The organism is Rhodospirillaceae bacterium (assembly GCA_002728255.1).
Taxonomy (GTDB): domain Bacteria; phylum Pseudomonadota; class Alphaproteobacteria; order UBA7887; family UBA7887.
The window spans coordinates 1-25,756 of the sequence record PBWV01000020.1 but is presented as its reverse complement, the minus strand read 5'-3'; the positions used below and the strand labels follow the sequence as shown (position 1 = coordinate 25,756).

The following is a 25,756-nucleotide window of genomic DNA, read 5'->3' as shown; positions in this document are numbered from 1 at the left end:
TCCCTAACCAATAAAGTCACCTTTTACCCAGAGACACAGCAATCGACCCCTAAGATGTTAAGGGCCGAACACCCAGTCAACCTACCGCTACCCTGGATAATAGCCCGTAACCCACCCAAACTCAATCGCCATTGCACCTCCGACGGAGGACGCACCCCCTTTATAACTACACCAAAGAATCTATATAAGGTATATTGCATGGATATTTGGCTCTATATATAGGTTACAACAAGTGATAACAGCCCAAAAAGGCTCTAAAACCCCAATATGAATCCTCTCATCGCGCCTGCACCAATTAGCCAACCATTATATGTTCAATCATTTGGTGACGGGAGGCGACATTGCGCGTAGTTTTTGCCTACTTTTATAGTATTCTGTTTACAAGCTTATTTGGAACGGCCCAAACATCAGCTGAACCTGACCTCGGGCCTCAAGTAACAGAAATAAGAATATGGGAGCATCCCAGCTATACCCGCCTGGTTCTGGAAGTCACTAAAGAGGTAAAGCCTGAAATACTTCTAATCTCAAACCCATATCGTATAGTGCTTGACTTACGCCAAACTGAATTTCTTGTTTCAATGGCGCGACAGGAACAGGTCGGCGTAGTCAAAAGTTTTAGATTTGGGCTTTTTAAGCCAGAAGTATCACGACTAGTTATCNACCTAGCCACCCCATCCGTGGTAGCACGGAATTTCATATTAACGCCTAGCGACGAAAAACCATATCGTTTAGTGCTGGACTTTCGGCCTGCATCAGATGAGGAGTTTACCGCNGCCGCAGTTAAGACTAGAGCNACCAAATCTGCGCCTGACAGGACAGAGGAAAGTGCCCCACTGCCCCACAAAGATGATGTGGATAAAAAATTCACAATTGTGGTGGACGCAGGACATGGCGGCGTGGATCCNGGAGCCATTGGGAAAAATGGGTTTTATGAAAAAACTGTTGCTCTGGCTGCAGCGAAAGAACTTAAAAAGGCATTAGAAAAATTTGGTAGCTACAGAGTGGTCTTAACCCGCGATACTGATATATACCTACCACTGAAACAAAGAGTGGCAATAGCAAGGCAAGTTGCTGGGGATCTCTTCGTATCGATCCACGCTGATTCTATCAAAAATCAGGATATTCGCGGTGGTCATGTGTACACGTTATCCGAAAAAGCCTCCGATAAAGCCGCACAAGCTCTTGCAGAGAAAGAAAATCAGTCAGATGTGATAGCAGGTTTCGATCTTGAAGAACACCCAGCTGACGTTAGTTCTATATTGGTAAGCCTGGCGCAGCGTGAAACAAATAACTCCTCCGCTAAAGCCGCCAATTCTATAGTCGATGAGTGGAAAACCCGGGGCTTAACTTTGCTGCGCAAACCGCACAGGCAAGCTGGTTTCGCCGTCCTCAAAGCACCTGACATACCCTCAGTCTTGGTCGAGCTTGGATTCCTGTCAAATAAAGAGGAGGCCTATATGTTAAGTAATGCTTCCACACGCCTGCCACTAATAAAAGCCCTAGCCCAGTCGCTCCATAATTACATCCAAACCACAGAAAAGCCGCAAAAATAGGCGCAAATAAAATGGCTCATATCACTCATCCACCGCGGCGAATCTAAAGCCCTTCCTCTCCGGAACCACTTTACCAAGTGTTGGAGATGCAAAATGAGCTGCTAACACTAATTTTTCTTTTTCCGCGCAGTCATGTAGGTAGGCATAACGTGAATCTCTGGCTAATTCCGGGTCAACACAAAATCTGCTGTTCCAATCAGGACAAGCGACTTGGACAGGGTGGTGCATCAGGTCACCGGTGAAAGCTATGTCTTTGCCTCCACTTTGGAGGCTTAAACAAATGTGGCCAGGAGTGTGGCCCGGCGACGCCTCAAAACAAAGACGCCTATCAATAATGTGATCACCTTCCACCAAGACTGCCTGCCCCGCCTCAACTACAGGAGTAATGCTGTCGGCAAAACACTCGTCATTAGCGCCAGAACGGGCTCCTGGTTCGAGACTACTATTTGCTTGCCAAAACTCATACTCAATTCTATGGAACAAGTAGCGTGCTTTTGGGAAAGTCGGGACCCAAACGCCATTGTGGAAAACTGTATTCCAACCCACGTGATCAACATGCAAATGTGTGCAAACCACGTAATCGACATCTTCTGGAGCAATACCTAGCGATTTTAAGTTCTGCAACCATGGCCCCCGCCTATCATTCCAAGCGGGAGTGGATGGCCGCTGCTTGCAGTTGCCAACACAAGTGTCCACAAGACAAATATAGTCGGGCGTGCGGATTATATAGGTATGAATACTCATCAACAAACGACCTGAGTTATGGTCGATAAATCTCGGCAACAACCAATGTTCATGCTCGGAGATTTTCGACGAGTCGAAATCTGGAAACAGGAACTCCGGATGGAAACTTTTTCCTGCTGACTCAACCAAACATTCCACGGAGACATCATCAAGAATTAATTTCTTCATTGCCTGTTTATCCTCTTGCCATGTTTCTCACCTAGTATACGCGCTGTATACTGACCTACAAAATCAAGCTCAAGGAGCACCCACATGAAGGCTGTACTCTGCGAAAAACTAGGCGGCCCATCCACACTTTCGATAGTAGACATGCCCTTAAGACCGCCCGGAGAAGGGGAAGTGAAGATTGAAGTCAAAGCAGCTGGAATTAATTTCCCTGATATTCTAATGATAGCAGGAAAGTATCAACACAAACCTAAATTACCTTTCATTCCAGGCTTTGAAGTGGCAGGGAAAATTATAGAAATGGGCTCGGCGAGCGATGAATTCCATTGCGGAAGTAATGTAATGGCCCATATGCGAACGGGTGGATACGCTGAACAATGTGTAGTGCCGCTCGAAAAAATTCGAGCCCTACCCGAACATTTCAACTTCGCAGAGGGTGCGGGATTTCAAGTGGCCTACTCTACCGCCTATGTGTCCCTTGTGCCTCGGGGGAATTTAAAGAAAGGAGAAACCCTCTTGGTTCATGGAGCTGCTGGAGGCGTCGGACTTGCTGCGATTCAACTGGGGAAAGCTCTCGGAGCAAAAGTGATTGCCACAGTCAGTAGTTCGAAGAAAGTCTTGGCTGCTAAAAAGAACGGAGCGGACCACGTTATATTACTGAAAAATTCTGGCTTCCGAGAGAAGGTCAAAGAAATAACCTCGGGGGAGGGCGCCGATGTAATATTTGATCCTGTTGGCGGAGAGATCTTTGATGAATCACTCCGGTGCATTGCCTGGGGTGGCCGTTTATTAGTAGTGGGATTCGCGGACGGTCGCATCCCCGCTGCCCCCGCCAACCGCGTCCTGATTAAAGGCTGCTCGGTTGTCGGAGTACGGGCAGGTGAATACGGAAGAAGAGATCCAGAAAAAGGAGAGGAGGCCTCTCAAAGCATTCTAAAATTAGCCAGAGACGGCCTTCTTACTCCACAAATTCACAGTAAACTCCCATTGACCCGAGTAGCCGAAGCAATGGACCAAATCAGCAGGAGAGAAGCAATCGGAAAAGTAGTCCTTACCCCCTGACTTAAGATCGCGCAGCCTTTATGTCCGCAGCAGCCCCTGCAGCCAACAGTCGTAAATCACCAGCGATAGTACCCAGGTCAAAGCCCTTCTGGAACTTGTCTCGAACACCATCTCCAGAAGTACACTGAATACCTGTCTTTATACCTTTCTTTGCCGCCATGGATAGGATCTCATCTATTGCAGCGATCACGTTGTCAGCGACCGGCTCCAATGACGCTCCTTTTGTTCCGGGCGCATGGCCTAAGCTAATGGAAAGGTCAGTTGGCCCCACATAAACAGCATCCAATCCTTCCACTGACATAATAGCTTCCAAATTATCCATGGCCTCGGCAGTTTCAATCATAGCCATTGTGATCACACTGGTATTTGCGTTGGCTGCATAATCTGCACCTGCATACATAGCGGCGCGCGCCGGACCAAAGCTCCTATACCCGGCAGGAGCATATCTACAAGCTCCAACGAATCGCTCACACTCCTCACGATTATTAACCATAGGACAAATAATGCCATAGGCACCTGCATCTAGCATTTTCATTATCGGAATGGGGTCGTTCCATGGAACCCGAGCCATAGGCGTTGCATCAGTGATTGATATCGCCTGCAACATGGTTACAGCAGCCTGATATTCCACGAGACCATGCTGCATATCAATTGTTACGCTATCTAAGCCTGACCTTGCCATTACCTCGGCACTAATAGAATCTGGTATTGCAAGCCACCCGTTGACTACCTTTCCTCCACCTTCCCAAATTTCTCGAACCCCATTCTTCCGCATATTTTCTCTCCATTATCCAACAATCAACAAGCCGCCCCGAACCCCAACTTCCCAGCTCTAACCTACTTAGAGGGCCAAAAAAGTCTTTGAAACAGTGCTGGACTATTTGATAGCAGATTGAATACATCCGACCAACCTTTTAAGGTAGTTCAACTTGATTGATGGTCGCCGAAATGGTTACATCCACCGGATGATCAAAATTTAAACAGGGCCAGAGAACGCCATTAGCAGGGAGAATATTTACTTATGCCCGAGACCACTAAAGTCGCTGGCCTTTCGGTCGCCACAACGCTATTTAATTTTATCAACGATGAAGCTATCCCAGGCACCGGTTTGTCCAGTGAGCCTTTCTGGGAAGAATTTGCCGCATTAATTGAGAAATTATCGCCTCGTAATAAGGAGTTGCTCGAAAAACGGGAAATGCTCCAATCCAAAATCGATGCTTGGCATATTGATCATCGGGACCAAGACTTTGATCCACAAGAATATCGCGAATATTTGCTATCCATAGGCTATCTGATTCCTGAGGGTGACACATTTTCTATCAACACAAAAAACGTTGATCCGGAAATTAGCTCTGTCGCAGGACCACAACTAGTGGTGCCAGTTACAAACGCTCGATACGCCCTGAACGCTGCCAATGCCCGATGGGGGAGCCTTTACGATGCCCTCTATGGTACAGATGCAATTTCTGAAGAAGACGGAGCAGAGCGAAGCGGCGGCTATAATCCGGATAGAGGGGCAAAAGTTATTAAGTTCGCCAAGGATTTTCTAGACAGGGCGGTACCTCTGGCTTCTGGTTCCCATGTTGATGCTACTAACTACAGCATCGACCCGGAAGAAGGAAACTTAGAAGTATCACTAGCCAATGGGCGGGCAACTACCTTGGCCAACAAATCTGAAAAGCTTGTAGGATACACGGGTGATGCAGCTACACCACAAACCATCCTGCTGGCCAATAATGGCATACACATTGAAATTATGATTGATCGCGAACACCCAATTGGGAAGACGGACCAGGCTGGAGTGACGGACGTAATGCTAGAGTCAGCTATAACCACCATTATCGATCTCGAAGACTCGGTGGCCACAGTTGATGCATCAGATAAGGTCCATGCATATCGCAACTGGCTAGGTTTGATGAAGGGTGACCTTGTTGAGAGGTTCGATAAAGATGATACCGAAATTACAAGGAAACTTAACCCGGACCGCTCGTATAGAACTCCTGAAGACGACACCATTACCCTTCCAGGGCGAAGCCTTATGCTGGTACGTAATGTCGGCCATCTAATGACAATGGATGCCATTCTTGACAAAAATGGCCAACCGATTCCTGAAGGGATTATGGATGCTGTGATAACTTCACTGATAGCCATGCATGATCTTGTAAAAACCTCTAGTCCCAGGAACTCCGCTGAAAAATCTATCTATATTGTAAAACCCAAAATGCACGGGCCCGAGGAAGTAGAATTTGCCGACACCCTGTTTGCAGCTGTTGAGGATATGCTGAAAATCGCTCCCTCTACCCTTAAGATCGGCATCATGGATGAAGAAAGAAGAACTACACTAAACCTCAAAGAGTGCATTCGAGCCGCCAAAGAACGCGTGGCCTTTATCAATACCGGTTTTCTGGATCGCACGGGCGACGAAATCCATACTTCCATGGAGGCCGGCCCCATGATTCCGAAAGGCGACATGAAGGCCGCCAATTGGATCCAAGGCTACGAAAAATGGAATGTAGATATTGGGCTTGAATGTGGACTAAGAGGCCGTGCGCAAATTGGAAAGGGTATGTGGGCTATGCCAGATAAAATGGCTGACATGCTGGAAGCAAAAATAGCCCACCCCCTGTCTGGAGCGACAACTGCCTGGGTGCCATCTCCAACCGCCTCTACTCTGCACGCTATACACTACCACGATGTAGATGTAGAAGAACGACAGGAAGAACTTGCCCGTCAAGAGCGAGCAAATATGGAGGAAATTTTATCTATACCCGTTGCAGAACGGCCCAACTGGCCCCAGGAGACTATCCAAAGAGAATTGGACAACAATACTCAAGGAATACTGGGATATGTTGTTCGTTGGATTGACCAAGGGGTGGGTTGCTCCAAAGTACCTGATGTAAACGACATTGGCTTAATGGAGGACCGAGCCACTTGTCGGATATCTAGCCAACACATTGCAAATTGGTTACACCATGGAATTTGTCGCGAGGAAGAAGTAAGAGAGACCCTCGAACGAATGGCAAGAGTGGTCGATGCGCAAAATGCAAATGACCCGCTTTATTCTCCAATGTCCGAAAATTTCTCGGGTAGCACCGCTTATAAAGCTGCCTGTGATCTCATTTTTTTGGGGACCACTCAACCCAGTGGTTATACTGAGCCCATTCTCCATTCACGTCGACTTGAGGTGAAATCCACTGAAACGTCTTAAAAAATCTGAGAAGCTTTGGTGATCCCCCTGGGATGGGTCATTCAGTTGGCGACAGCATCACCGATCCCCCTTGTCTAACTGACCAAGAATAACGTACCTCAGCGTGGCGACCACCTGTTGCGTCTCTCTACAGACAGCAGACGCCGCGGCGTCTACTTCTTTGAGCGCATGATCCAATGATATGTCGTGTAAGGTAATTAGAGACTTTCCAAGGGCCACTGCTACACCCGCATCGAAAGCCGCATTCCATTGACGGAACTTGTCCCCAAATCTAACAACCACAACGTCAGACCCTCCGATAAGCGCACGTGTTCTAATGGCATTCATGGCTGCGCCCTTTCTATCATGCCAAAATTTATCTTGTTCTGCGCCCAATATAGCCGCCCCGCAATCATCACTATCTTCATGGTTAGTCACGGGCCCCAAAATATTTACGGAAAGACCTGATGCATGAACCTCCGATCTGATGTCCTCTCTCCAACCTGTGTGAATTTCACCAGACAAATATACCTTCCATGTGTGATCCAACATGTATTTTACTTTCTTCTAATCATAGAACGAAATTAATCTCATCGGCCATGAAATGACCAATCCTGGCTGGGGGACCTGGATTCGAACCAGGACTAAGCGGGTCAGAGCCGCTCGTTCTACCGTTAAACTATCCCCCACCTATAATGGCACCAACCCCTATCTATGTAGCCACGTGAAAGGTGTCAAGTTTCACCACAATTGGCACAATACAAACATTCTTTTAGTTTCGGAAAACACCTCCAATAAGCTATGTTTTTGTGTTCAAGCAGCTTTATCCCAATAGTCTTGAGCAAGAATCATGGCACCAAACAAAAAAGCTCCAATCTCCAAATCCCGCGGCAAAGAAAATTCTTCCCGCAAAAAACTGAAGCACTCTTCCGCGCGGTGGATGAAACGTCAACAAAAAGACCCATATGTAAAAGCAGCCAATCAACATGGATATCGTAGCAGAGCCGCATACAAACTGATTGAATTAAACAAGAGATTTAGAATCTTCCAGCCAGGACAAACTGTGCTGGACTTAGGCGCAGCTCCTGGGAGCTGGACCCAGGTCGCCGTGGAGCATGTACAACCAAAACTCGGGGGAACCAGTAGTGTGCTAGCGATTGACATTAACCCAATTACCCCAATACGCGGCGCCATGGCCATGGAGATAGACTTCCTATCGCCAGAAGCAGCGAGTGCCATTAGCAAGGCACTGCCGCGCCAAATTGATGTAGTCCTGAGCGATATGGCCGCTCCGTCCACTGGACACCGCCAAACAGATGCCTTGCGGGTCAACGTCTTGTGCGAAACAGCTCTAGAATTTGCGATGGGGATACTAGCCCCTGGGGGAACCTTTGTGGCCAAAGTGCTCAAAATTGGGGCCGAGCAACATCTAGTAGAACAAATGAAAATGAATTTTAAATCAGTCCGACATGCCAAACCCCCGGCGAGCCGGAAAGAATCTTCAGAAAGTTATGTTGTAGCCTTGGGTTATCGGCTATAAGGCGGAATAAGACCTGAAGCTCTTTTTCAGGAAGCGGAATATCTATATATTAACTGACATGTATGCACCCATGGTCATAAAATGAGAATCGATGAAGCGCTGACCTTCGACGACGTTCTGATAAAGCCAGCCGCGTCGTCAATTTTGCCGACTGAGGCGGATACCACAACAAAATTGACCAAATCAGTCGAGCTGAAAATTCCTCTAATTTCAGCTGCAATGGACACCGTCACAGAAGCAAAACTTGCGATTGCCATGGCCCAAGCCGGGGGATTGGGAGTGATCCACCGCAACCTCGAGGTATCTCTTCAAGCTGACGAAGTCCGGAAAGTTAAACGTTTTGAATCTGGGATGGTAATTAATCCAATAACAGTCACACCCGAGATGACACTGGAGGAATTGATTTCCTTAAAAAAGAAACACCGCATTTCGGGGTTTCCCGTTGTAGAACGAAAGGATGGAAAGCTTGTAGGCATTATAACAAATAGAGATGTCCGTTTTGCAACAGACAACAAAATGCCGGTATCTGAATTAATGACAAAAGAAAATTTAGTTACTGTACCCGAGGATGTGCGCGGAGAAAATGCGACCCGTTTGTTGGATCAGAATAGGATAGAGAGGCTCCTTGTCGTTGACGATCGGTATCATTGCGTAGGCATGATTACAGTAACTGATATCGAAAAATCTCAAGCGTATCCGGATGCCAGTAAGGATGCGCAGGGCCGCCTGAGAGCGGCGGCAGCCACGGGCGTCGGTTCAGAGGGATTAAAACGTGCAGAAGCCCTCCTCGATGCAGAAGCCGACGTGATTATTGTGGACACGGCCCACGGCCACTCAGCGTCAGTTATTGAGACGCTGAGGGCGATCAGAAAAATGTCTAACCAAAGTCAAATTGTCGGGGGCAACATTGCCACCGCCGAGGGAGCGAAGGCCCTTATAGATGTTGGAGCTGACGCAGTAAAAGTGGGGATTGGGCCAGGGTCTATCTGCACTACTCGCGTCGTAGCAGGAGTCGGCGTCCCACAGCTTACAGCACTTTCTGACGTTGTCGATGTATGTTCCAAGGCCAACATCCCCGCCATAGCAGATGGTGGAATTCGCTACTCGGGAGACTTGGCGAAAGCAATCGCCGCAGGGGCAAACTGCGCCATGATAGGTTCTCTTCTGGCAGGCACTGAGGAAAGTCCTGGAGAGGTCTATTTGTATCAAGGTAGGAGTTACAAGGCCTATCGCGGTATGGGATCCCTTGGTGCTATGGCCCGAGGCTCTGCAGACCGTTATTTTCAACAAGAAATTACTGATACATTAAAACTAGTTCCGGAAGGAGTAGAGGGAAGAGTTCCATTCAAAGGTCCAGTGGAAAACGTCCTAAACCAGCTCGTTGGCGGACTTCGCGCCGCCATGGGGTACACAGGAAATGCAACTATTAAAGACATGAAGAGCAATTGTAACTTTATCCGGGTAAGCGATGCAGGAATGAAAGAGAGTCATGTACATGACGTCGCAATAACGCGAGAGGCACCAAATTACCAGCCTAAGATCTAACATTATTTGTAGTCAGAATCATGAGACGCCCAGCTTGTTTCCAAGCTACCATCGAGATTATCGAGCTTTACGAGAAACAAAACCAGCCCGCAAGCAGGATAGCGGCGGACTATTTACGCGGGCGACGCTATATTGGCGCCAAAGATAGAAAAACTATTCGGGAAACCCTGTTTTCCATACTGCGGGATCGATACTACATTGAGTGGCAGCTTTCCCAGATTAATGTCGAATATTCGGCCAGGGCACTGGCCTTTGGATACCTAATTAGAAGTAATAAGTCCCTCACCCAACTTAATGACTATGTCGACGGTGCACCTTATTCACCAGCACCACTATCTCCAACTGAGCGTACTTGGATGACCCAATATTTAGAATATTGCAAACGCCCGATCTATCAACCACCTCTTTGGGTTCAAGGGAATTACCCTCAATGGCTAGAGAACGAACTTTTAAGGACATACGGAAGTGAACTAATACCCGAAATGCAAGCATTCGACAGCAATGCACCTATGGACCTGCGTGTAAATACGACTAAAACCACTCGCTCCGCCCTGCTAAAAAAGTTTCAACAAGATGGTATCCAAGCTCAACCCACCAAATACGCCAAAAATGGAATTCGGGTGCTTGGTCGACCAGCCCTCCTCGCAACAAAAGAATATCGGCAAGGAAAAATAGAGATACAAGACGAAGGCTCTCAAATAATAACAGAGCTGGTATCTGCATGCTCCAAACACCATATCGTAGATTTTTGTGCTGGCGCAGGAGGAAAAAGCTTAGCACTGGCTGAAAAATGCGCGCCAAATGGTAAGGTTATTTCCTGTGATACAAACCAAAACCGCTTAGAAAAAATTAAACCAAGATTGGCTAGGTCCGGACTCAAAAACATTGAGATCAAACACCTTAAAAAAACGAGTGATTGGCGAAAATCTGCGGAACAGACTGCTGACCGTGTACTAGTTGATACCCCTTGCAGTGGCACTGGAACGTGGCGACGCGATCCCGATGCAAGGACGAGACTCACAGAAAAAAGCTTGGCTGACTATAAAAGACAACAATCGCAAATTTTGGATGAAGCTGCGCCCTTGGTAAAACCAGGCGGCCGGCTGGTATACGCGACTTGCTCTATTTTGGCATCCGAGAACCTCGAGCAGGTAGAAAACTTTGTACAGCGACAGAAAATGTTTCGGCTCTTACCTATTGGGGAGATCTGGCGTAAAGAAATCGGCAATATAGAAGTACCCACCACGAATACGCTTCAACTAACCCCCAAACAACATGCAGTAGATGGTTTTTATATTGCGATTTTTGAACGAATCTAGGGCTCGCACTGAGAATCACCTGAAAGACTGGAACACCCAGCAAGAAGAGAGTATTTATATGGCACTATGCTAAAACCCCAAAAAAGATATCCCGACATTTTAAGCTTTGCCACCAAGGGCATTATGGCATTCCACTTATTATTAACAGCCGGCTTATTAAGCACCAGTGCATTGGCCAACCGTTCTATGGCTGTCCAGAAAACTGGCGCCAATTCTGCGCTCCATGAACTGGCCGACACAGCTAAAGCAATATCGATAATAGATAATGGCCCCCATGAGGAGGCCACCGCTATCCGTTATGCGAACAAGGATGACTAAGGCTTTGACTGAGAAACAGGCCGATAAGGGGGCGGGAACAGAAAATCGAATCCTAGTGATTGACTTTGGCTCTCAAGTGACTCAACTAATTGCCAGACGTCTTCGGGAGTCTGGCGTCTATACCGAAATAGTTCCGTATTCCTCGTCTGAAAAAAAACTAACAACTTTTAAGCCCCGAGGAATTATTCTATCTGGCGGCCCTTCCTCAGTAACTTCAGAAAGAGCTCCATCCGTCCCGAACGCTATTTTTGAGTCAGGGCTTCCTATTCTTGGAATTTGTTACGGCCAACAAATAATGTGCGCCCAACTTGGTGGGGAAATTCAGGCCGCCAATGAAAGGGAGTTTGGCCTAGCCCAAATTTCAGTGCTTGCAACATGCAAGCTATTTGATGAAATTTGGAAAGCTGGCACTCATGCAGATGTTTGGATGAGCCATGGAGATAAAGTAACCGCTCTCCCGAACGGGTTCAAAGCTGTCGCCAAAAGCGATGGTACTCCCTATGCAGCAATTGCAGATGAGAAACGCCAACTCTATGGACTCCAATTTCATCCAGAAGTCGTACACACGCCAGAGGGAGGAGCTTTACTACGTTCCTTTGCTCTAAATATTGCTAAGTGTTCCGGCACGTGGTCCATGAAATCCTTTCGTGACGAAGCGATCAGAGCCATCCGCGCAAAAGTGGGTAAGGCGAAAGTAATTTGCGGACTATCCGGTGGAGTAGACTCTTCTGTTACCGCCGTATTAATCCATGAAGCTATTGGAGATCAATTGACCTGCGTTCTTGTCGACCACGGCTTGTTGAGGACAGCCGAAGCAAAAACTGTGGTGGAGTTGTTCGAAAAAGAATTCAATATTCGGCTAATCCATAAGGATGCAAGCGATTTATTTCTGACAAAGTTGGACGGCGTCACCGATCCTGAACAGAAAAGAAAAATTATAGGAAATACCTTCATTGATGTCTTTGAAGACGAAGCAAACAAAATAACTGGAGCCGAATTCCTAGCTCAAGGCACCCTGTACCCAGATGTGATAGAGTCTGTACCAGTTGCCGGTGGCCCAAGCAAAACCATAAAATCTCACCATAATGTTGGCGGCCTGCCAGAACGAATGCAGTTAAAACTTTTGGAGCCTCTCCGCGAATTATTTAAGGACGAAGTACGTATTCTGGGTAATGAATTAAACATACCTTCCAATCTTGTTGGACGGCACCCGTTTCCTGGTCCCGGCCTAGCTATTCGCATTCCTGGCGCCATATCCGCAGAAAAACTCTCCATACTTCGAGCCGCCGACGATATATACCTTCAAGAGATTGAAAATTTTGGGATCTACAATGAAATCTGGCAGGCATTTTGTGTGCTATTACCAGTTAAAACGGTTGGGGTTATGGGAGACTCTCGGACTTACGAGTTTGTCTGTGCCTTGCGGGCGGTTACATCAGAGGATGGAATGACTGCTGATTATTATCCCTTTGGGCATGATTTTCTAAGTACAGTTGCAAGGCGTATTGTAAATGAAGTCAAGGGGATCAACCGCGTAACCTATGATATAACGAGCAAACCTCCAGGCACCGTGGAGTGGGAGTAAAAAATATAAGTTAAGTCATTGTTTTTATTACCTCTTTTTGTTTGAAAGTTGTTTGAAAGTTTCAAACAACCCCTTGATTTCTTTGTATTTCTAATTCCCACTTTGAAACAAAGTTTGAAACTTCGTGTCACTATTGCGAGTCATAAATGCCGATAGGACTCGGAGGGCAGCATATCCCCTTATTGACTTACTGATATGAGTGTCAAACTCATCAGCATAATTGGTGAAACTAAATGTTTTTGGGTCATTCAGTGTTTTTGGATCACCTGTCATTTTCGATTATTCTTATAAGAATATTCCTATAAGAATAATTTGAGCAGAAGATGTTCTTAATTATAGGGTTCTCTGCCGAACCCCGTTTAGCCTTGCCCGACTTCGGTAACACTTGCNGTATCGAAACAAAAGATGTTGTAATCTTTCTAATGTAGGCGCTCGGGTACGATGCCGATTCATTTTGAGCCTACCACGAACAGCATTGGGNAGTGCTTATTAGATGAATAAATCTACTGTAATGGGAAGTGTGGGCGGATTAGTTGTAGGCGTCCTAATCGGGAGCCTCGCGCTTCAGTCTGGTGGAGACCAACAGGAGGCTGGTAGCCAGAGTGAGGTGGCGTCGAAGCAGGAAGTGGTTAATTGGTCCATGCCCAGTAGCTTTCCTGCAACTATGTTGATTGGTGGCACAGGGGGAAAAGACTTTGAAGAGAATGTGCGAGTTATTTCAAATGGCACATTAAACATTCGATTTTTTGATCCGGGCGCGTTGGTCCCCCCCCTAGAAATTTTTGATGCTGTGTCTGCAGGAGCTGCAAACACAGGATGGTCTTCATCTGGGTATTGGGCTGGCAAGGTGCCTGCACTTCAGTTTTTTGCTGCGGTTCCGTTTGGACCGGGGGCGACCGAATATCTTGCTTGGATATACCACGGAGGTGGCCTGGATCTCATGCAGGAGATTTATGCCCGATATAACATTGTTTCGCAGCCCTGCGCGATGGCGCCTCCTGAAGGGTCCGGGTGGTTTCGCTTTGAAGTGAAATCTGTTGATGAGCTCAAGGGTCTAAAAATGCGCTTCTTTGGTCTCGGTGCAAAGGTTATGGAGAAACTAGGAGTATCCACCCAGTTGATTGCGGGAGGCGATATTTTTCCGGCCCTGGAGCTTGGAACGATAGATGCCACAGAGTTCTCGATGCCAGTTATGGATCTAGATCTTGGTTTCCATGAAGTGGCAAAACACTACTATTTCCCAGGCTGGCATCAACCCACTAGTATCAACGAGTTTATGGTCAATCAGGATGATTGGAACACACTTTCTGACACTCATAAGGAGATTATAAATACAGTATGTAAGGCGAATATGCTGCGAACTCTCGCGCTGGGCGATGCGGTGCAATTTGGTGCGCTTGAACAAATAAAGGCTAAAGGTGTAACGCTTCATAAATGGCCGCAGGAGACCCTCGATTTGTTGGAGTCTGCCTGGCAGGAAGTTGTGGGGGAGATGGCAAGTGAGGACGAAGACTTTGCTCGGGTATGGGCTTCTTTGAAGAGTTTTCGCGAGGAATACAAAATCTGGGGGGACCTCGGCTATCTTGATTAACTAATACAAAAACAAAATATAAAAGTTGTTGTGCACCATAGGTTTTTGTAAGCATTTGATCGACACTACTTCTGATCCACACTAATAAAATAGTTTGAAAGTTGTTTGAGAGTTTTTTTACGTCATTGATAATAAACGATAAAAACAGGGTGTCACTATTGAGTGGGAATAGCAGAATGAAACGCTATGAGAACCATACCCAGTAAGTTTATTGATAATAGTATTATATATGAAGCAATCCCCTAAGAGCCCAGATTATTCTGGCTTAAAAGAATTAATTAATAATGAGATTGGTTTGCCAACTTACAATAAGTCAATTGTAAACATTTTTATTGAGGAACTGAATGGGGAAAAGTGTGTTGTAGATTTTGGAGCGGGTATTGGAATATTANCTAATATTTATGAAAAANAAACAGGCATCAAGCCTATTTGTGTAGAGATTGACAAAGAGAATAGGAAATTTTTGNTGGAACGCGGTTTTAAATTCTATGACAATATTTCTGAAATCGGAAGTGCCGTTGACGGTGTTTTTAGTTCAAATGTTATGGAACATATTGAGGATGACTTAGAGGTTTTAAGAAACATAAAAAAATATATGAAAACTGGCTCAAAACTTGTTCTCTACCTACCTGCTTTTCCTATTTTGTATTCCGATTTAGATAAAGCTGTTGGTCATTACCGCCGTTATACAAAAAAAGACATCTCCGACAAATTGANGAAAGCGGGTTTTTTGATAGAAAAAATTTATTTTGCCGACTCTATTGGTTTTTTTGCGTCTTTAGCGGTTAAGATTTTAGGGTGTAAAAGTGTAGATGTACTTGGGAATCTTAAAACTCTTAAATTTTATGACAGTGTTATTTTTCCGATAAGTAAGGTTTTTGATACAATTGGCCTACAATATCTTTTTGGAAAAAATATTGTAATTATTGCGAAAACGCCGCAGTCGTATTGTGAACGAGGTTAGGGGCATTAATCGCGTCGTGTATGGTGTCACCAACAAACCACCTGGAACCATAGAGCGGGAATGACATATTAAAAGATTTTCGACCGAAAATTATTTAAAGTGAGGACGTATGGCTGAATTCGATTGGCGCGATCGTGCAGGCGCCCTGTTCGAGTGTAAAAAAAAACCCGCCTTAGGGTCGCGCGGCATGGTCGTTACCAATCATCCGCTCGCCTCGACTGCCGGTATGCAGATGCTGGCTGGTGGCGGCAACGCCTTCGACGCCGCAATCGCCTCTCTCTTCGCCCTGACCGTGGTTGAGCCACAGATGGTGGGAATCGTTGGCGGCGGCTTATGCCATATTCGATTTGCCGATGGGAAACATACGGTGATAGATGGCCAGGCGCGTGCGCCACTAGCATCCAGTCCAGACTGCTTCCAGCCCATCTCGGACACCCTTCCCGACTATCTGGAGACTGTAGGAAGGGAGAATACGATTGGTCCGAAGGCCGTCGCTTCGCCTGGTAATCTAAAGGCCTGGTGTGAGGTCCTAGACCGTTTTGGCACTATCTCACTGGCTGATGCTATGGCGCCGGCTATTGGCTATGCATCGAACGGCTTTTCCGTGACCCCCTATTTGAACGAATGTATTTCAGATGCAGCAGAAGATCTGTTACGCGATGCATCTATTTCGGCAATNTTTCTCCCAGATGGCACCCCANCCTCCGCCGGAAGCCGACTTGTTATGGGAGACTATGCCGAGACGTTACGGGCGATCGCGTCGGAAGGGTCAGATGTTTTCTATGGTGGATCCCTAGGTGGAACGGTTGCGGATTATTGCTATAAGGCAAATGGCTTTCTTTCCGTCGCGGATTTAGAGGATTACGCGACGATCGAACGCGACGTTATACAGGGCACCTATCGCGGCTACGAGATAGTGGGCCCGCCACCGCCCGCCGCGAGTGGTATCCATATCGTCCAGATGATGAACATTTTGGAGGGATTTCGTGTCGGCGAACTCGGATTCGGAACGCCGGAAATGCTGCACATACTAGCGGAGGTCTTGAAGATTGCTTTCGCTGACCGCCAGGCGGTAACAGGAGATCCCGCTTTCGTTGATGTCCCTGTTGATCGTCTGATCTCAAAGGCTTATGCGGATGAGCGGCGGTCAGAGATCGATTTGAAACGGGCCAAATCATGGGAAGCCAGAGTTGCTTTGCCTGAATCGGCGAATACAACACATCTGACCGTTGCCGACGATGAGGGGAACATCGTTGCCATGACACAGTCGATCAACAGCCTCTTCGGAGCAAAAACCGTGGTGCCTGGCACGGGTATCATCCCGAACAATTACATGCATGTATTCGATCCTCATCCGGGCCATGCGTTGTCAATCGCGCCGGGTAAACGGGTAACTACTTCCAATGCGCCAATGATGGCGACTAAAGATGGTAAGCCGGTCTTGGCGCTCGGGCTACCGGGCGGGCTTACCATATTTCCGTCGGTGATGCAGGCGTTGATCTCGATTATCGACCATGGGATGAGCGTGCAAGAGGCCGTCGAGGCACCAAGGCTTTGGACCCAAGGTGGTTTAGTTGAGTTGGAAACCGGGTTTCCGGATAGCGTGCGCGATGCCCTGATGGAACGTGGGCATGAGGTTCAGATGATGCCGCATGTGGGCGGTGGCATGAATGCGATCGCGTTTGGTGACGACGGGCAGATGACAGGCGCCGCCTGTTGGCGGGCGGACGGCACGCCAATTGCCCTCTCCGGCGGTTTAGCCCGGCCTGGAGTTCGTTTTTGGCCAGACAAAGCAGGACGCTGAAGCTCAGCTGAATTGGAAGTTGGTTCCAGAAAAGCAAAGAAAATGCAATTTACAGTGTGAAAGTATTTTCGAGTCGTTGAGTGCACCTGCAGATATCCCTAGACTTAGTTAAACTTTTAGATCTAATTTAGGTAAGTATGTTTTAAGGAGAAGTTTTATGACAGAAATTTCCGGTGTTTGTGTTCCAGTCTGTACGCCCTTTAACGATGATGAGAACATTGATGAGCGTGGTTATTTACGACATATAGACCAAATGATAGAAGCGAAAGTTGATATTATCTTGGCATGCGGAGGGACAGGCGAATTTGCTTACCTGTCAACTGAAGAAAAACGCTATTTGATTGAGGTTACCGGCAAACACGTAGAATCCCATGCTCACTTTATTGCGCACACCTCTGCTATCAGTTTGCGCGAGACGATAGATGCAAGCAAGCACGCAGCTGATCATGGAGCAGATGCACTCATGATCTTGCCTCCTTATTTTAAAGGACCTGATGCTGCTGGTGTCTATCACCATTTTGAAAAAGTAGCCGAAGCGACCGATCTTCCAATTATGGTGTACAATGTTCCGGTACATTCCGGCTTCGATATTACCCCTGACTTCTTCATAAAATTGCTAGAGATCGACAATATAGAGTACATCAAAGACANCACTGGAGACCTCGTACGCATTCAAGAGTTGTTACAAACCCCAGGAAAGGTTTTTAACGGAGGNGATCCTATAATGTATNCAGCNCTGGCAGCTGGCTGCGTTGGTTGCGTGTGGGGAGNAANCAACTTCATTCCGCAAGAAGCAGTCGAACTCTATGGCTTGGTACAGGAAGGCAAACTCAGGGAAGCAAACCAACTTTGGCAACGTCTATTACCTTCCCAACTGTTTATCTGGACACATGTCTACAATTCGGCTGTAAAAAGTGCTGCAAATTATCGGGGATTTAATGTCGGCCAATGTCGAGCCCCCGTGTTGCCTTTGGACAATCAGGATCACACCGTCCTGACTCAGAATCTAGATAAAATTGGTTAAATCGCAGCGTTCTGATAGAAATATTTGAGTTTAGGGAGGTCAAAATGGCTATTTACACACGCATCAGCGAGTTCCATGACGATATGACACGTATCCGCCGCGACATTCATAGTCATCCTGAAACGGCATTCGAAGAGGAACGCACAGCTAAGGTAGTAGCTGACGAACTCGAATCCTATGGAGTTGAGGTGCATAAAGGCCTAGCAAAAACAGGCGTCGTCGGCACCCTCAAAGTAGGGACGGGCAGTAAAAAGATCGGCCTACGGGCCGATATGGACGCATTAAACCTCCACGAGCTCAATGAGTTTGACCACAAGTCTCGTAACGAGGGCAAAATGCACGGCTGTGGCCATGATGGCCACACTACCATGCTGCTGGGCGCAGCACGATATCTTGCAGAGACAAAAAACTTTGATGGCACGGTTCATTTCATCTTTCAACCTGCCGAGGAAAATGTCGCAGGTGCCCGCGTCATGGTAGAGGATGGCTTGTTCGAGAAATTTAACTGTGAGGCTGTCTACGGGATGCACAACTCACCAGGTCTCCCAGTGGGCCAATTTTCGGTAAACCCTGGGCCAATGATGGCTTCCGCAGATTTCTTCGAAGTCAAAATCACCGGCGTCGGGGCTCACGGTGCTTTCCCCCACCAAGGCAATGATCCGGTCGTCGTCGCGGCCCACATGATCACAAGCTTCCAATCAATTGCGGCTCGGCGAACCGACCCGCTTGACTCAGCAGTGATCAGCGTAACCCAAGTGCACGCTGGCCATACCACCAATGTAATTCCTGAGGAAGCAATTCTTTCGGGAACTACACGTGCTTTGAAGGTCGAAATCCAAGACTTAATCGAGCGTGAAATGCGTCAGATAGCAGAGGGCATTGGACAAACCTTCGGAGCGCAAATCGAATTCTCTTACGATCGCCGTTATTTGCCGACCGTAAACACAGTCGAGGAGACCGATTTTGCTGCCCAAGCGGCAGCTGAAATTGTAGGTGAAGTGCAGATCCTGCGCGATGAACCACCAGTGATGGGTGCCGAGGATTTTTCATGGATGCTCGCTGAACGCCCCGGTTGTTACATACGCATAGGCAACGGAGTTGAGGGTGGTCCGGGAGGCTGCCACGTGCATAACCCTAATTACGACTTTAACGACGAGATACTGACCATCGGTGCAAGCTACTGGAGCAAACTAGTGGAAATGCAGTTGGCCGCTAAATGAACCCTTTCGGGTAGGCAACATTTGAAATGATCTGATCGTATTATTTGAGCATATTAATCAGATAATAAAGGCCTTTCAATTAAGTGACACCGAAAAATGACAGAACAAAAAACGCGAGCACCTCGTAATCGAACATTAACGATTTTAGAGTCAGAGAAAGACGATTTGATCAAGCGAATTGTCTCAAAGGATCAATTAAGTTCTATTGATAACTTTGAAAATAAAATTGTGAATTGTAATTACAAGGACGCAATATCCAAAATTGCGGACAAAAGTATCACTCTTCTCATCTTAGACCCACCATACAATTTGAACAAAAAATTCAATTCGTTGAGTTTTTCTAAAACCACAATAGGCGAATACACTTCCTATTTAGAGGAAATTCTTTCTACATTTCTTCCTAAACTCAAAGTGGACGCATCTGTTTACATTTGCGGCGATTGGTACAGTTCGATATCAATTTACGAGGCGGCCTCAAAATTTTTCAAAATCAGAAACCGAATTACGTGGGAACGAGAAAAAGGTAGAGGGGCAAAAACTAATTGGAAAAACTGTAGTGAAGACATTTGGTTTTGTACTGTAGGGAGAGAGTACACATTCAATATCGATGACGTGAAACTTCGACGAACTGTTATGGCTCCCTATAAAGAAGACGGCAAGCCAAAGGATTGGGTGGATTCAAAGAAGGGAAAGTATAGAGATACCGCTCCATCCAATTTAATGTCCGATATAACTATTCCATTCTGGTCCATGCCAGAAAATACTGATCATCCGACTCAAAAAAATGAAAAGTTGATTGCAAAATTAATTTTAGCCAGTTCTAACAAAGGCGAGTTAGTGTGTGATCCGTTCTTAGGAAGTGGAACCACAGCAGTTGTATCGAGCAAACTTAATAGAAATTTTTTAGCCTTCGAAAGAGAATAGGAATACTGTCTCTGGGCCCAGAAAAGGTTGATTAAGGCACAAGTTGATAAAAAGATACAGGGACTTAATGAGGGCGTTTTTTGGGAAAGAAACACGATAGGTCGAAGAATATTATCAAAAAAGAAGAGAAATTGACGGAACACCCCGAAATTAGATTTAACGGTTTCTAGACATAGGAGATCCGAATTTGCGCCTTGTTATTGCCATGATGCAACATGAAACGAACACTTTTTCACCTGTGCCAACACCATTGGAGAGGTTTGCACGCGGGAATACCCGTCCAGTGCCATTTGAGGAAGATGAAGTACTACCAGCCTTCAAAGGAACAGGTACGGCTCTTGGCAGTTTTATTGAAGTGGCCGAAGCAGAGGGAGCAGAGATGGTTTTTCCTATCGCTGCCAGCGCTTGGCCCTCAGGGTTGGTTGAAGATAATGCCTACGAATACATGACAGAAAGAATCTATGATTGTGTTGCAAAAGGCTGTGACGGAATTTTACTACATCTTCATGGCGCTATGGTAACAGAGAGCCAGGCCGATGGCGAAGGACCCTTGATCCATAGACTTCGTGAACTAGCGCCAGAAATACCTATCGGAGTTGCACTTGATATGCACACCAATCTCTATCCTGACATGGTTGAGTTGGCGGACGTCGTCGCTGGGTATCAAACCTACCCCCATATCGACATATATGAAACAGGCTTACGTGCTGCAAGACCAATCTTGGCGATGATAAAAGGCGAAGTCCGCCCCACCATGGCTTGGGGAAACAGGCCGATGATGCCTCATGTCATGCGTCAAGGATCTGGTGATAGCCCCAATAGAGAAATCCAGGCAATGGCGCAGCGCATGGAAGCAGCAGGCGCTTTAGCAGCAAGCTTTTTCACCGGCTTTCCTCATGCTGATATAAAACTGGCTGGTTCTAGCGCTGTGGTTGTAACCGACAATGATATGGCCCTTGCTAAGCGGTTAAGAGATGAACTTCTCGACTACGCTTGGGATCATCGGAATGAATTTGTTTACCAGATTGAACCACTTGAACTTTCGTTAGAAAAGGCTCGCGTTTTAGGAATTGAAAAAGATAGAGGGCCTGTCGTGCTACTCGACCATTACGACAATGCTGCATCTGGCGGCTCAATGGACACAATGAAAGTGCTGGAGGGAATTCTGGAATCCGGCCTTGAAGATGTCGCCTTTTTTGCCATTCACGATCCTAAAGCCGTTGGGCAACTGATAGCCGGGGGCATTGGCGTGGAACTGACCATATCCTTGGGGGGGAAAACGGATTTGCCATCAATTGGACATAGAGGCTCCCCGCTCGAAGTCCGTGGTCGGGTTAAATTGATTTCTGATGGACGTTTTATTAACCGCGGCCCCATGTCAGCCGGCGTTATGGTAGATATGGGCCCGACTGTAGTGTTTGACACAGGACGCGTTGAAATAATTATTATTTCGAGCCATGTCGAGCCTCATGATGAAGAAGCCTTTCTATCACTCGGCATTGATCCTTCTCGCAAGCGGTTTTTGGCCTTAAAAAGCCGCATTCATTGGCGAGCCGGTTTTGAGCACATTTCACAAGAGATAGTAGAGTGCGCCGGGGTCGGGGTGTGCACCTCAGATTACAGCGCTCTCAATTTTGATAACATCCGCCGCCCAATATTTCCATTGGATCAAGTTAATGATCCACGCTCTACTAATGAGACCTGAGACACTGACCATTCAAATATGAAGACTATCAAATCACAACGTTATTGAGTAGGAATGTGAGACATGGATGCAGTTATTCAAAGTTTTCTGGCCGGATTTCCTGTGCTGCTCATGCACTTTTGTGTAACAATTGTCATGCTAGTTTTAGGAGTAACGATCTACACTTGGATCACCCCCCATAAGGATGTGGCTCTTGTCCGAGAGGGGAACGTAGCTGCTGCAATTTCCTTAGCTGGCGCTGTGCTTGGACTTGCAATTCCCCTAGCCGCGTCGATGTCCGTAAGCGTGAACGTCGCGGACATCGTAATTTGGGGGGCTCTCACACTAGTGATTCAACTAATTGTATTTCGTCTTGCCGATCTGCTTCTACGTGATCTTTCAACTCGCATTGAGGCAGGTGAAGTAGCTGCTGCTATTTTACTCTCTGCCATCAAATTGGCTGTAGCCGCAATCACTGCCGCCGCCGTATCGGGCTAGGCCGGGTTGTTAGATTCATGGATCGCCTACTGAATGGGCTTGCATACCTGGCAGCAATAGTCGGAGTTCTCTACGCGCTGTTTTCCTATGCACGCTTTCCCAAGAATGAAGTTGTGCGCCGACCTCCAGTTTCTTATGCGGAAGGGGAGTACCTGGACGTCGAGACGTTTACGATCGATCTTTCACCACAGCAGCCGTCGATCGGAACAGCCTTCGCCATCGGTGGAGGCTGGTGGCTTACAGCGCGTCACGTTGCGGATGGCTGCGACACTATCGGACTGGTGCAAGGCCCACGTAAGGGCATAGGCGCCCAGCAAATTGTGCTCCACCCGAACGCGGATGTGGCCCTATTGGCTGTACAGATCGACCCAGAACCATTCGCATTCTTCAATGAAGACCTTCAGAAAGGCCAGGATGGGTTCGCAATTGGGTATCCGCAGCGCTCACCTGGTGGTGTTTATGCGCAGCTGATGGGCTTCAACCGTATGAAACAGAGAGGCCGATACCACACCGATGAGCTGGTTCATACATGGGCAGAACGCAAGAGGGCGCCCGATAGCCTGCCATCGCTAGGCGGTTTGTCGGGTGGACCTATGTTCAACGACCGGGGACAAGTTATCGGAATCCTAGTCGCCTCAACTAACCGCCGAGGACGAGTTTATACATCTGACCTAACGTCCATACGATGGCTCCTGGAGCGAGCGAGCGTATTTCCTAATCCCTACGCCCCCCTATTCCCACTTGCTGCAGATAATTTTGTTGGGCAAGGAGACACCCTTCGTGAGGATTTTCGGATAGCCCAAGTCTTTTGTGATGTTAAGCAGCCCTCGCGCCGGAGGCGCCTCTGATTTAGTCAAAAGCTTCGCCAAGAATTACTTCTTAATGCGCGCCTGTCCTGAAAACTCGGACATGGACAATAGCCTATGATTTTCCAAGTGGGTATAATTCAGATAAAAAAAGGACAACCTAGCACGAAGAAACAGGAGATAATGTCCAGCTAGGCACTACGGATTTAGCGTGATGCAATGAACTATAATCTTCTTGCCTCTTGGACAATCATTTCCATGCGATCTAGGAACTTGGACCGATCGGTTTTTCTAAACGGAAGAGGACCAGCCGTCATCTCACCGGTTGCTCGCAGGCCTTCCTTTATGTCCCGGATAGCAAGAGCAACACCTATATTATCGTTGTTATAGATATTGCCATTAGGTTTGATAGCAAAAGCGCCCCCTTTAATACAACGTCCAGCAAGCGGAATATCATTAGTCACACAGATATCAGCTAGTCTGATATGATCTACAATCCAGTCATCCGCGGCATCGGCCCCCCGATTAACAACAACAAGTTGTATTAATGGATTCTGCGAAGGGCGAATTCCACCATCGCATACCAGATAAGTTTGAATTTGATGGCGTGTCGCAATCCGTTCTACCTCTTTCTTAACCGGACAGGCATCAGCATCGACATAAATTCTAACCATTATAAGTCAAACGATTTCATGAATTTCCCTCCGGACAATTACTCTAATGGAAACAGTGAAACACAATATTTTCCCAATTACGCGGTTTTTCCTGCTGATCCCAAATCAAAAACGGTAATCTCGTTGTGTGAACCAAGACGCATGACCGGGCCCCAGGTACCGGTGCCCGGTGAAACATAATGTTGGCCTGACCCATCACTAGCTGAATAGAGCCCCTGAAGACGACTGAACTGGGTTCGCACCAACCAATTGAAGGGGAAAATCTGACCATTGTGAGTGTGGCCTGACAACATTAGATCAACCCCACCCCTAAAAGCGTCCGACCAGCCAAGCGGTCGATGATAGAGCAATACGTCGTATTTTCCGCTAAAACGCTCAATCAAAGGCAACTGCACAGCAACCTGATCCGTTGATTCCGCATCATCAATGCCAATCAATTGTATCTCGCCTATCACTTGGCTACTTTGGCGCAAAATCGTTATACCAAGCGATTCTATCAATGGTTGCAACGCTTCCAAGCCAACATAACGTTCATGATTACCAATGGACAAGAAAGTCGGTGCGCCCACCTTTTTAAGGGCAGCTAGGTCACTCGCACCCACACTTTCTGTATCGACTAAATCACCAGTAATCACAACTGCGTCGGGAGTCAGCGCGTTAACCCGATCAACCACACGCGCAAGATAACGGGCACTACGAGAACCAATATGAACGTCGCTCAATTGAATCAATCGAAACGAGCGGGTTAATTTGGGAGAAGTGAAATTATTCTTCTTAACTACGATCTGTTGTCCATTGAAAAACGAAAACAATGACAGAAAAACCCCAATAGTTATCACGCCCAAGACACCTTGGTTTTCATCGATAGCTAAGAATAGACAAAATAATTCGTAAACGACGCACACTGAAAAGAAAATGAATCCAATTCCCATCCAGTGAACCCACAGAAGTTTACTCTTGATTAGGGAGCTCCGAAACGAACACCACAACCCCACCACGATCAATACCCACAAAGCGATTGTGACTGGCCACGATGCCCATTGCGAGTAACCTAGCCAACGACTTATCGAAACCACAGGATAGACATAAGCCGCGTAAGCAGCCACTAAAACAAATAGCCAGAATACAATTGCACGTTTCCATCTTGATACCGGCCGCCCCCTCATAGGTATTCGTGCTCCTGACTTGATTTCTAAATCATGATGGCAAGGCCATCAGTTATCTGGGAAATGGTGGTTAGTTTACACCAAATTGGCACAGCATGGGTCCCCTGCCTCGACTCTGCGGTTAAAGGGATAACACTGCCTCAGCACTGACTTAAATGGCCCAGCTTTGCTTAGTACTTATTACTTCCGGTTTCCGCCCACGTTGCCGATCATGTCCAGGAACTCCCGTCGCATCGCCGGATCGTCCCGAAATGTCCCCAGCATTCGGTTCGTAACCATACTGACCCCCGGTTTACGAATACCTCGGGTGGTCATGCACTGATGTGCTGCCTCAATGACTACACCAACCCCTTTGGGCTCCAGCACTTTCTGTATGGTATCCG

At 47.0% G+C, this 25,756-nt stretch carries 24 protein-coding genes, 1 tRNA gene and 1 pseudogene; 17 read left to right on the top strand and 9 right to left on the bottom strand.

Features of this window, described 5'->3' with window-relative positions:
* Nucleotides 1–341 precede the first annotated feature (341 nt).
* On the top strand, nucleotides 342–1,553 hold the full coding sequence (locus CMM32_05615; GenBank protein ID MBT06378.1) for an N-acetylmuramoyl-L-alanine amidase: 1,212 nt from the start codon (nucleotides 342–344) through the stop codon (nucleotides 1,551–1,553).
* 21 nt (nucleotides 1,554–1,574) lie between these two features.
* Here CMM32_05615 and CMM32_05610 read toward each other — a convergent pair whose 3' ends face one another.
* Nucleotides 1,575–2,465 (bottom strand): MBL fold metallo-hydrolase, encoded by an 891-nt coding sequence (locus CMM32_05610; GenBank protein ID MBT06377.1) that lies wholly within the window; start codon nucleotides 2,463–2,465, stop codon nucleotides 1,575–1,577.
* An 84-nt stretch (nucleotides 2,466–2,549) separates the two neighbouring features.
* Here CMM32_05610 and CMM32_05605 point away from each other — a divergent pair, with 84 nt between their 5' ends.
* A complete protein-coding gene (locus tag CMM32_05605) occupies nucleotides 2,550–3,524 on the top strand; it encodes an NADPH:quinone oxidoreductase (protein ID MBT06376.1) in 975 nt (324 codons plus the stop codon).
* A gap of 1 nt (nucleotide 3,525) precedes the next feature.
* Here CMM32_05605 and CMM32_05600 read toward each other — a convergent pair whose 3' ends face one another.
* Nucleotides 3,526–4,299, bottom strand: a complete 774-nt coding sequence (locus tag CMM32_05600) for a 2,4-dihydroxyhept-2-ene-1,7-dioic acid aldolase (protein ID MBT06375.1) — start codon at nucleotides 4,297–4,299, stop codon at nucleotides 3,526–3,528.
* Nucleotides 4,300–4,545: 246 nt separating this feature from the next.
* Here CMM32_05600 and CMM32_05595 point away from each other — a divergent pair, with 246 nt between their 5' ends.
* Nucleotides 4,546–6,732 (top strand): malate synthase G, encoded by a 2,187-nt coding sequence (locus CMM32_05595; GenBank protein ID MBT06374.1) that lies wholly within the window; start codon nucleotides 4,546–4,548, stop codon nucleotides 6,730–6,732.
* A 57-nt stretch (nucleotides 6,733–6,789) separates the two neighbouring features.
* On the opposite strand, the gene CMM32_05590 is transcribed toward CMM32_05595, so the two are convergent.
* Both CMM32_05590 and CMM32_05585 read right to left on the bottom strand, forming a co-directional pair.
* Nucleotides 6,790–7,263, bottom strand: coding sequence for a hypothetical protein (locus tag CMM32_05590; protein ID MBT06373.1), 474 nt, complete (start codon nucleotides 7,261–7,263; stop codon nucleotides 6,790–6,792).
* Between the two features lie 63 nt (nucleotides 7,264–7,326).
* Nucleotides 7,327–7,400, bottom strand: a tRNA-Gln gene (locus tag CMM32_05585).
* A 161-nt stretch (nucleotides 7,401–7,561) separates the two neighbouring features.
* Between CMM32_05585 and CMM32_05580 the strand changes: the two genes are divergently transcribed.
* The 3 genes from CMM32_05580 to CMM32_05570 all read left to right on the top strand — a co-directional run bounded on the left by CMM32_05580 (nucleotide 7,562) and on the right by CMM32_05570 (nucleotide 11,115).
* On the top strand, nucleotides 7,562–8,251 hold the full coding sequence (locus CMM32_05580; protein MBT06372.1) for a 23S rRNA methyltransferase: 690 nt from the start codon (nucleotides 7,562–7,564) through the stop codon (nucleotides 8,249–8,251).
* A gap of 81 nt (nucleotides 8,252–8,332) precedes the next feature.
* Entirely contained in the window at nucleotides 8,333–9,796 is a 1,464-nt protein-coding gene (locus tag CMM32_05575) for an IMP dehydrogenase (protein MBT06371.1), read from the top strand.
* A gap of 20 nt (nucleotides 9,797–9,816) precedes the next feature.
* Nucleotides 9,817–11,115, top strand: coding sequence for an rRNA cytosine-C5-methylase (locus CMM32_05570; protein MBT06370.1), 1,299 nt, complete (start codon nucleotides 9,817–9,819; stop codon nucleotides 11,113–11,115).
* Here the strand turns inward: CMM32_05570 and CMM32_05565 are convergent.
* Entirely contained in the window at nucleotides 11,112–11,402 is a 291-nt protein-coding gene (locus CMM32_05565) for a hypothetical protein (protein MBT06369.1), read from the bottom strand. The genes CMM32_05570 and CMM32_05565 overlap by 4 nt on opposite strands.
* Here CMM32_05565 and CMM32_05560 point away from each other — a divergent pair.
* Nucleotides 11,381–13,018, top strand: a complete 1,638-nt coding sequence (locus CMM32_05560) for a glutamine-hydrolyzing GMP synthase (GenBank protein MBT06368.1) — start codon at nucleotides 11,381–11,383, stop codon at nucleotides 13,016–13,018. The two genes, CMM32_05565 and CMM32_05560, sit on opposite strands and share 22 nt — an antisense overlap.
* A gap of 90 nt (nucleotides 13,019–13,108) precedes the next feature.
* Here the strand turns inward: CMM32_05560 and CMM32_05555 are convergent, their stop codons facing one another.
* Entirely contained in the window at nucleotides 13,109–13,291 is a 183-nt protein-coding gene (locus CMM32_05555) for a hypothetical protein (GenBank protein ID MBT06367.1), read from the bottom strand.
* 220 nt (nucleotides 13,292–13,511) lie between these two features.
* Here CMM32_05555 and CMM32_05550 point away from each other — a divergent pair, with 220 nt between their 5' ends.
* The 10 genes and pseudogenes from CMM32_05550 (at nucleotide 13,512) to CMM32_05505 (ending at nucleotide 23,575) form a co-directional block, all read left to right on the top strand.
* Nucleotides 13,512–14,609, top strand: a complete 1,098-nt coding sequence (locus CMM32_05550; GenBank protein ID MBT06366.1) for a C4-dicarboxylate ABC transporter — start codon at nucleotides 13,512–13,514, stop codon at nucleotides 14,607–14,609.
* Between the two features lie 229 nt (nucleotides 14,610–14,838).
* Complete coding sequence (locus CMM32_05545) at nucleotides 14,839–15,573, top strand: hypothetical protein (protein MBT06365.1); 735 nt, start codon at nucleotides 14,839–14,841, stop codon at nucleotides 15,571–15,573.
* On the top strand, nucleotides 15,536–15,637 hold the full coding sequence (locus CMM32_05540) for a hypothetical protein (GenBank protein MBT06364.1): 102 nt from the start codon (nucleotides 15,536–15,538) through the stop codon (nucleotides 15,635–15,637). Before CMM32_05545 ends, CMM32_05540 begins: the two co-directional genes overlap by 38 nt.
* 45 nt (nucleotides 15,638–15,682) lie before the next feature.
* Nucleotides 15,683–17,377, top strand: a complete 1,695-nt coding sequence (gene ggt, locus CMM32_05535; protein ID MBT06363.1) for a gamma-glutamyltransferase — start codon at nucleotides 15,683–15,685, stop codon at nucleotides 17,375–17,377.
* Between the two features lie 157 nt (nucleotides 17,378–17,534).
* Nucleotides 17,535–18,401 (top strand): hypothetical protein, encoded by an 867-nt coding sequence (locus tag CMM32_05530; GenBank protein MBT06362.1) that lies wholly within the window; start codon nucleotides 17,535–17,537, stop codon nucleotides 18,399–18,401.
* 44 nt (nucleotides 18,402–18,445) lie between these two features.
* The gene (locus CMM32_05525; protein MBT06361.1) at nucleotides 18,446–19,621 is read left to right on the top strand and encodes a peptidase M20; all 1,176 of its coding nucleotides are present in this window, start codon (nucleotides 18,446–18,448) and stop codon (nucleotides 19,619–19,621) included.
* Between the two features lie 96 nt (nucleotides 19,622–19,717).
* Nucleotides 19,718–20,680: pseudogene (locus tag CMM32_05520) on the top strand (site-specific DNA-methyltransferase).
* A 52-nt stretch (nucleotides 20,681–20,732) separates the two neighbouring features.
* A complete protein-coding gene (locus tag CMM32_05515; GenBank protein ID MBT06360.1) occupies nucleotides 20,733–22,250 on the top strand; it encodes a microcystin degradation protein MlrC in 1,518 nt (505 codons plus the stop codon).
* Between the two features lie 63 nt (nucleotides 22,251–22,313).
* The gene (locus CMM32_05510; protein MBT06359.1) at nucleotides 22,314–22,727 is read left to right on the top strand and encodes a hypothetical protein; all 414 of its coding nucleotides are present in this window, start codon (nucleotides 22,314–22,316) and stop codon (nucleotides 22,725–22,727) included.
* A 17-nt stretch (nucleotides 22,728–22,744) separates the two neighbouring features.
* Nucleotides 22,745–23,575: a hypothetical protein gene (locus CMM32_05505; GenBank protein MBT06358.1), complete on the top strand. Its 831-nt coding sequence runs from the start codon at nucleotides 22,745–22,747 to the stop codon at nucleotides 23,573–23,575.
* 182 nt (nucleotides 23,576–23,757) lie between these two features.
* On the opposite strand, the gene CMM32_05500 is transcribed toward CMM32_05505, so the two are convergent.
* From CMM32_05500 to CMM32_05490, 3 genes are all read right to left on the bottom strand, one after another.
* Nucleotides 23,758–24,207, bottom strand: coding sequence for a hypothetical protein (locus tag CMM32_05500; GenBank protein MBT06357.1), 450 nt, complete (start codon nucleotides 24,205–24,207; stop codon nucleotides 23,758–23,760).
* A 77-nt stretch (nucleotides 24,208–24,284) separates the two neighbouring features.
* On the bottom strand, nucleotides 24,285–25,373 hold the full coding sequence (locus tag CMM32_05495) for a hypothetical protein (GenBank protein MBT06356.1): 1,089 nt from the start codon (nucleotides 25,371–25,373) through the stop codon (nucleotides 24,285–24,287).
* 180 nt (nucleotides 25,374–25,553) lie between these two features.
* Nucleotides 25,554–25,756: GTP cyclohydrolase I FolE (locus CMM32_05490; GenBank protein MBT06355.1), on the bottom strand; the 203-nt coding region annotated here is incomplete at its 5' end.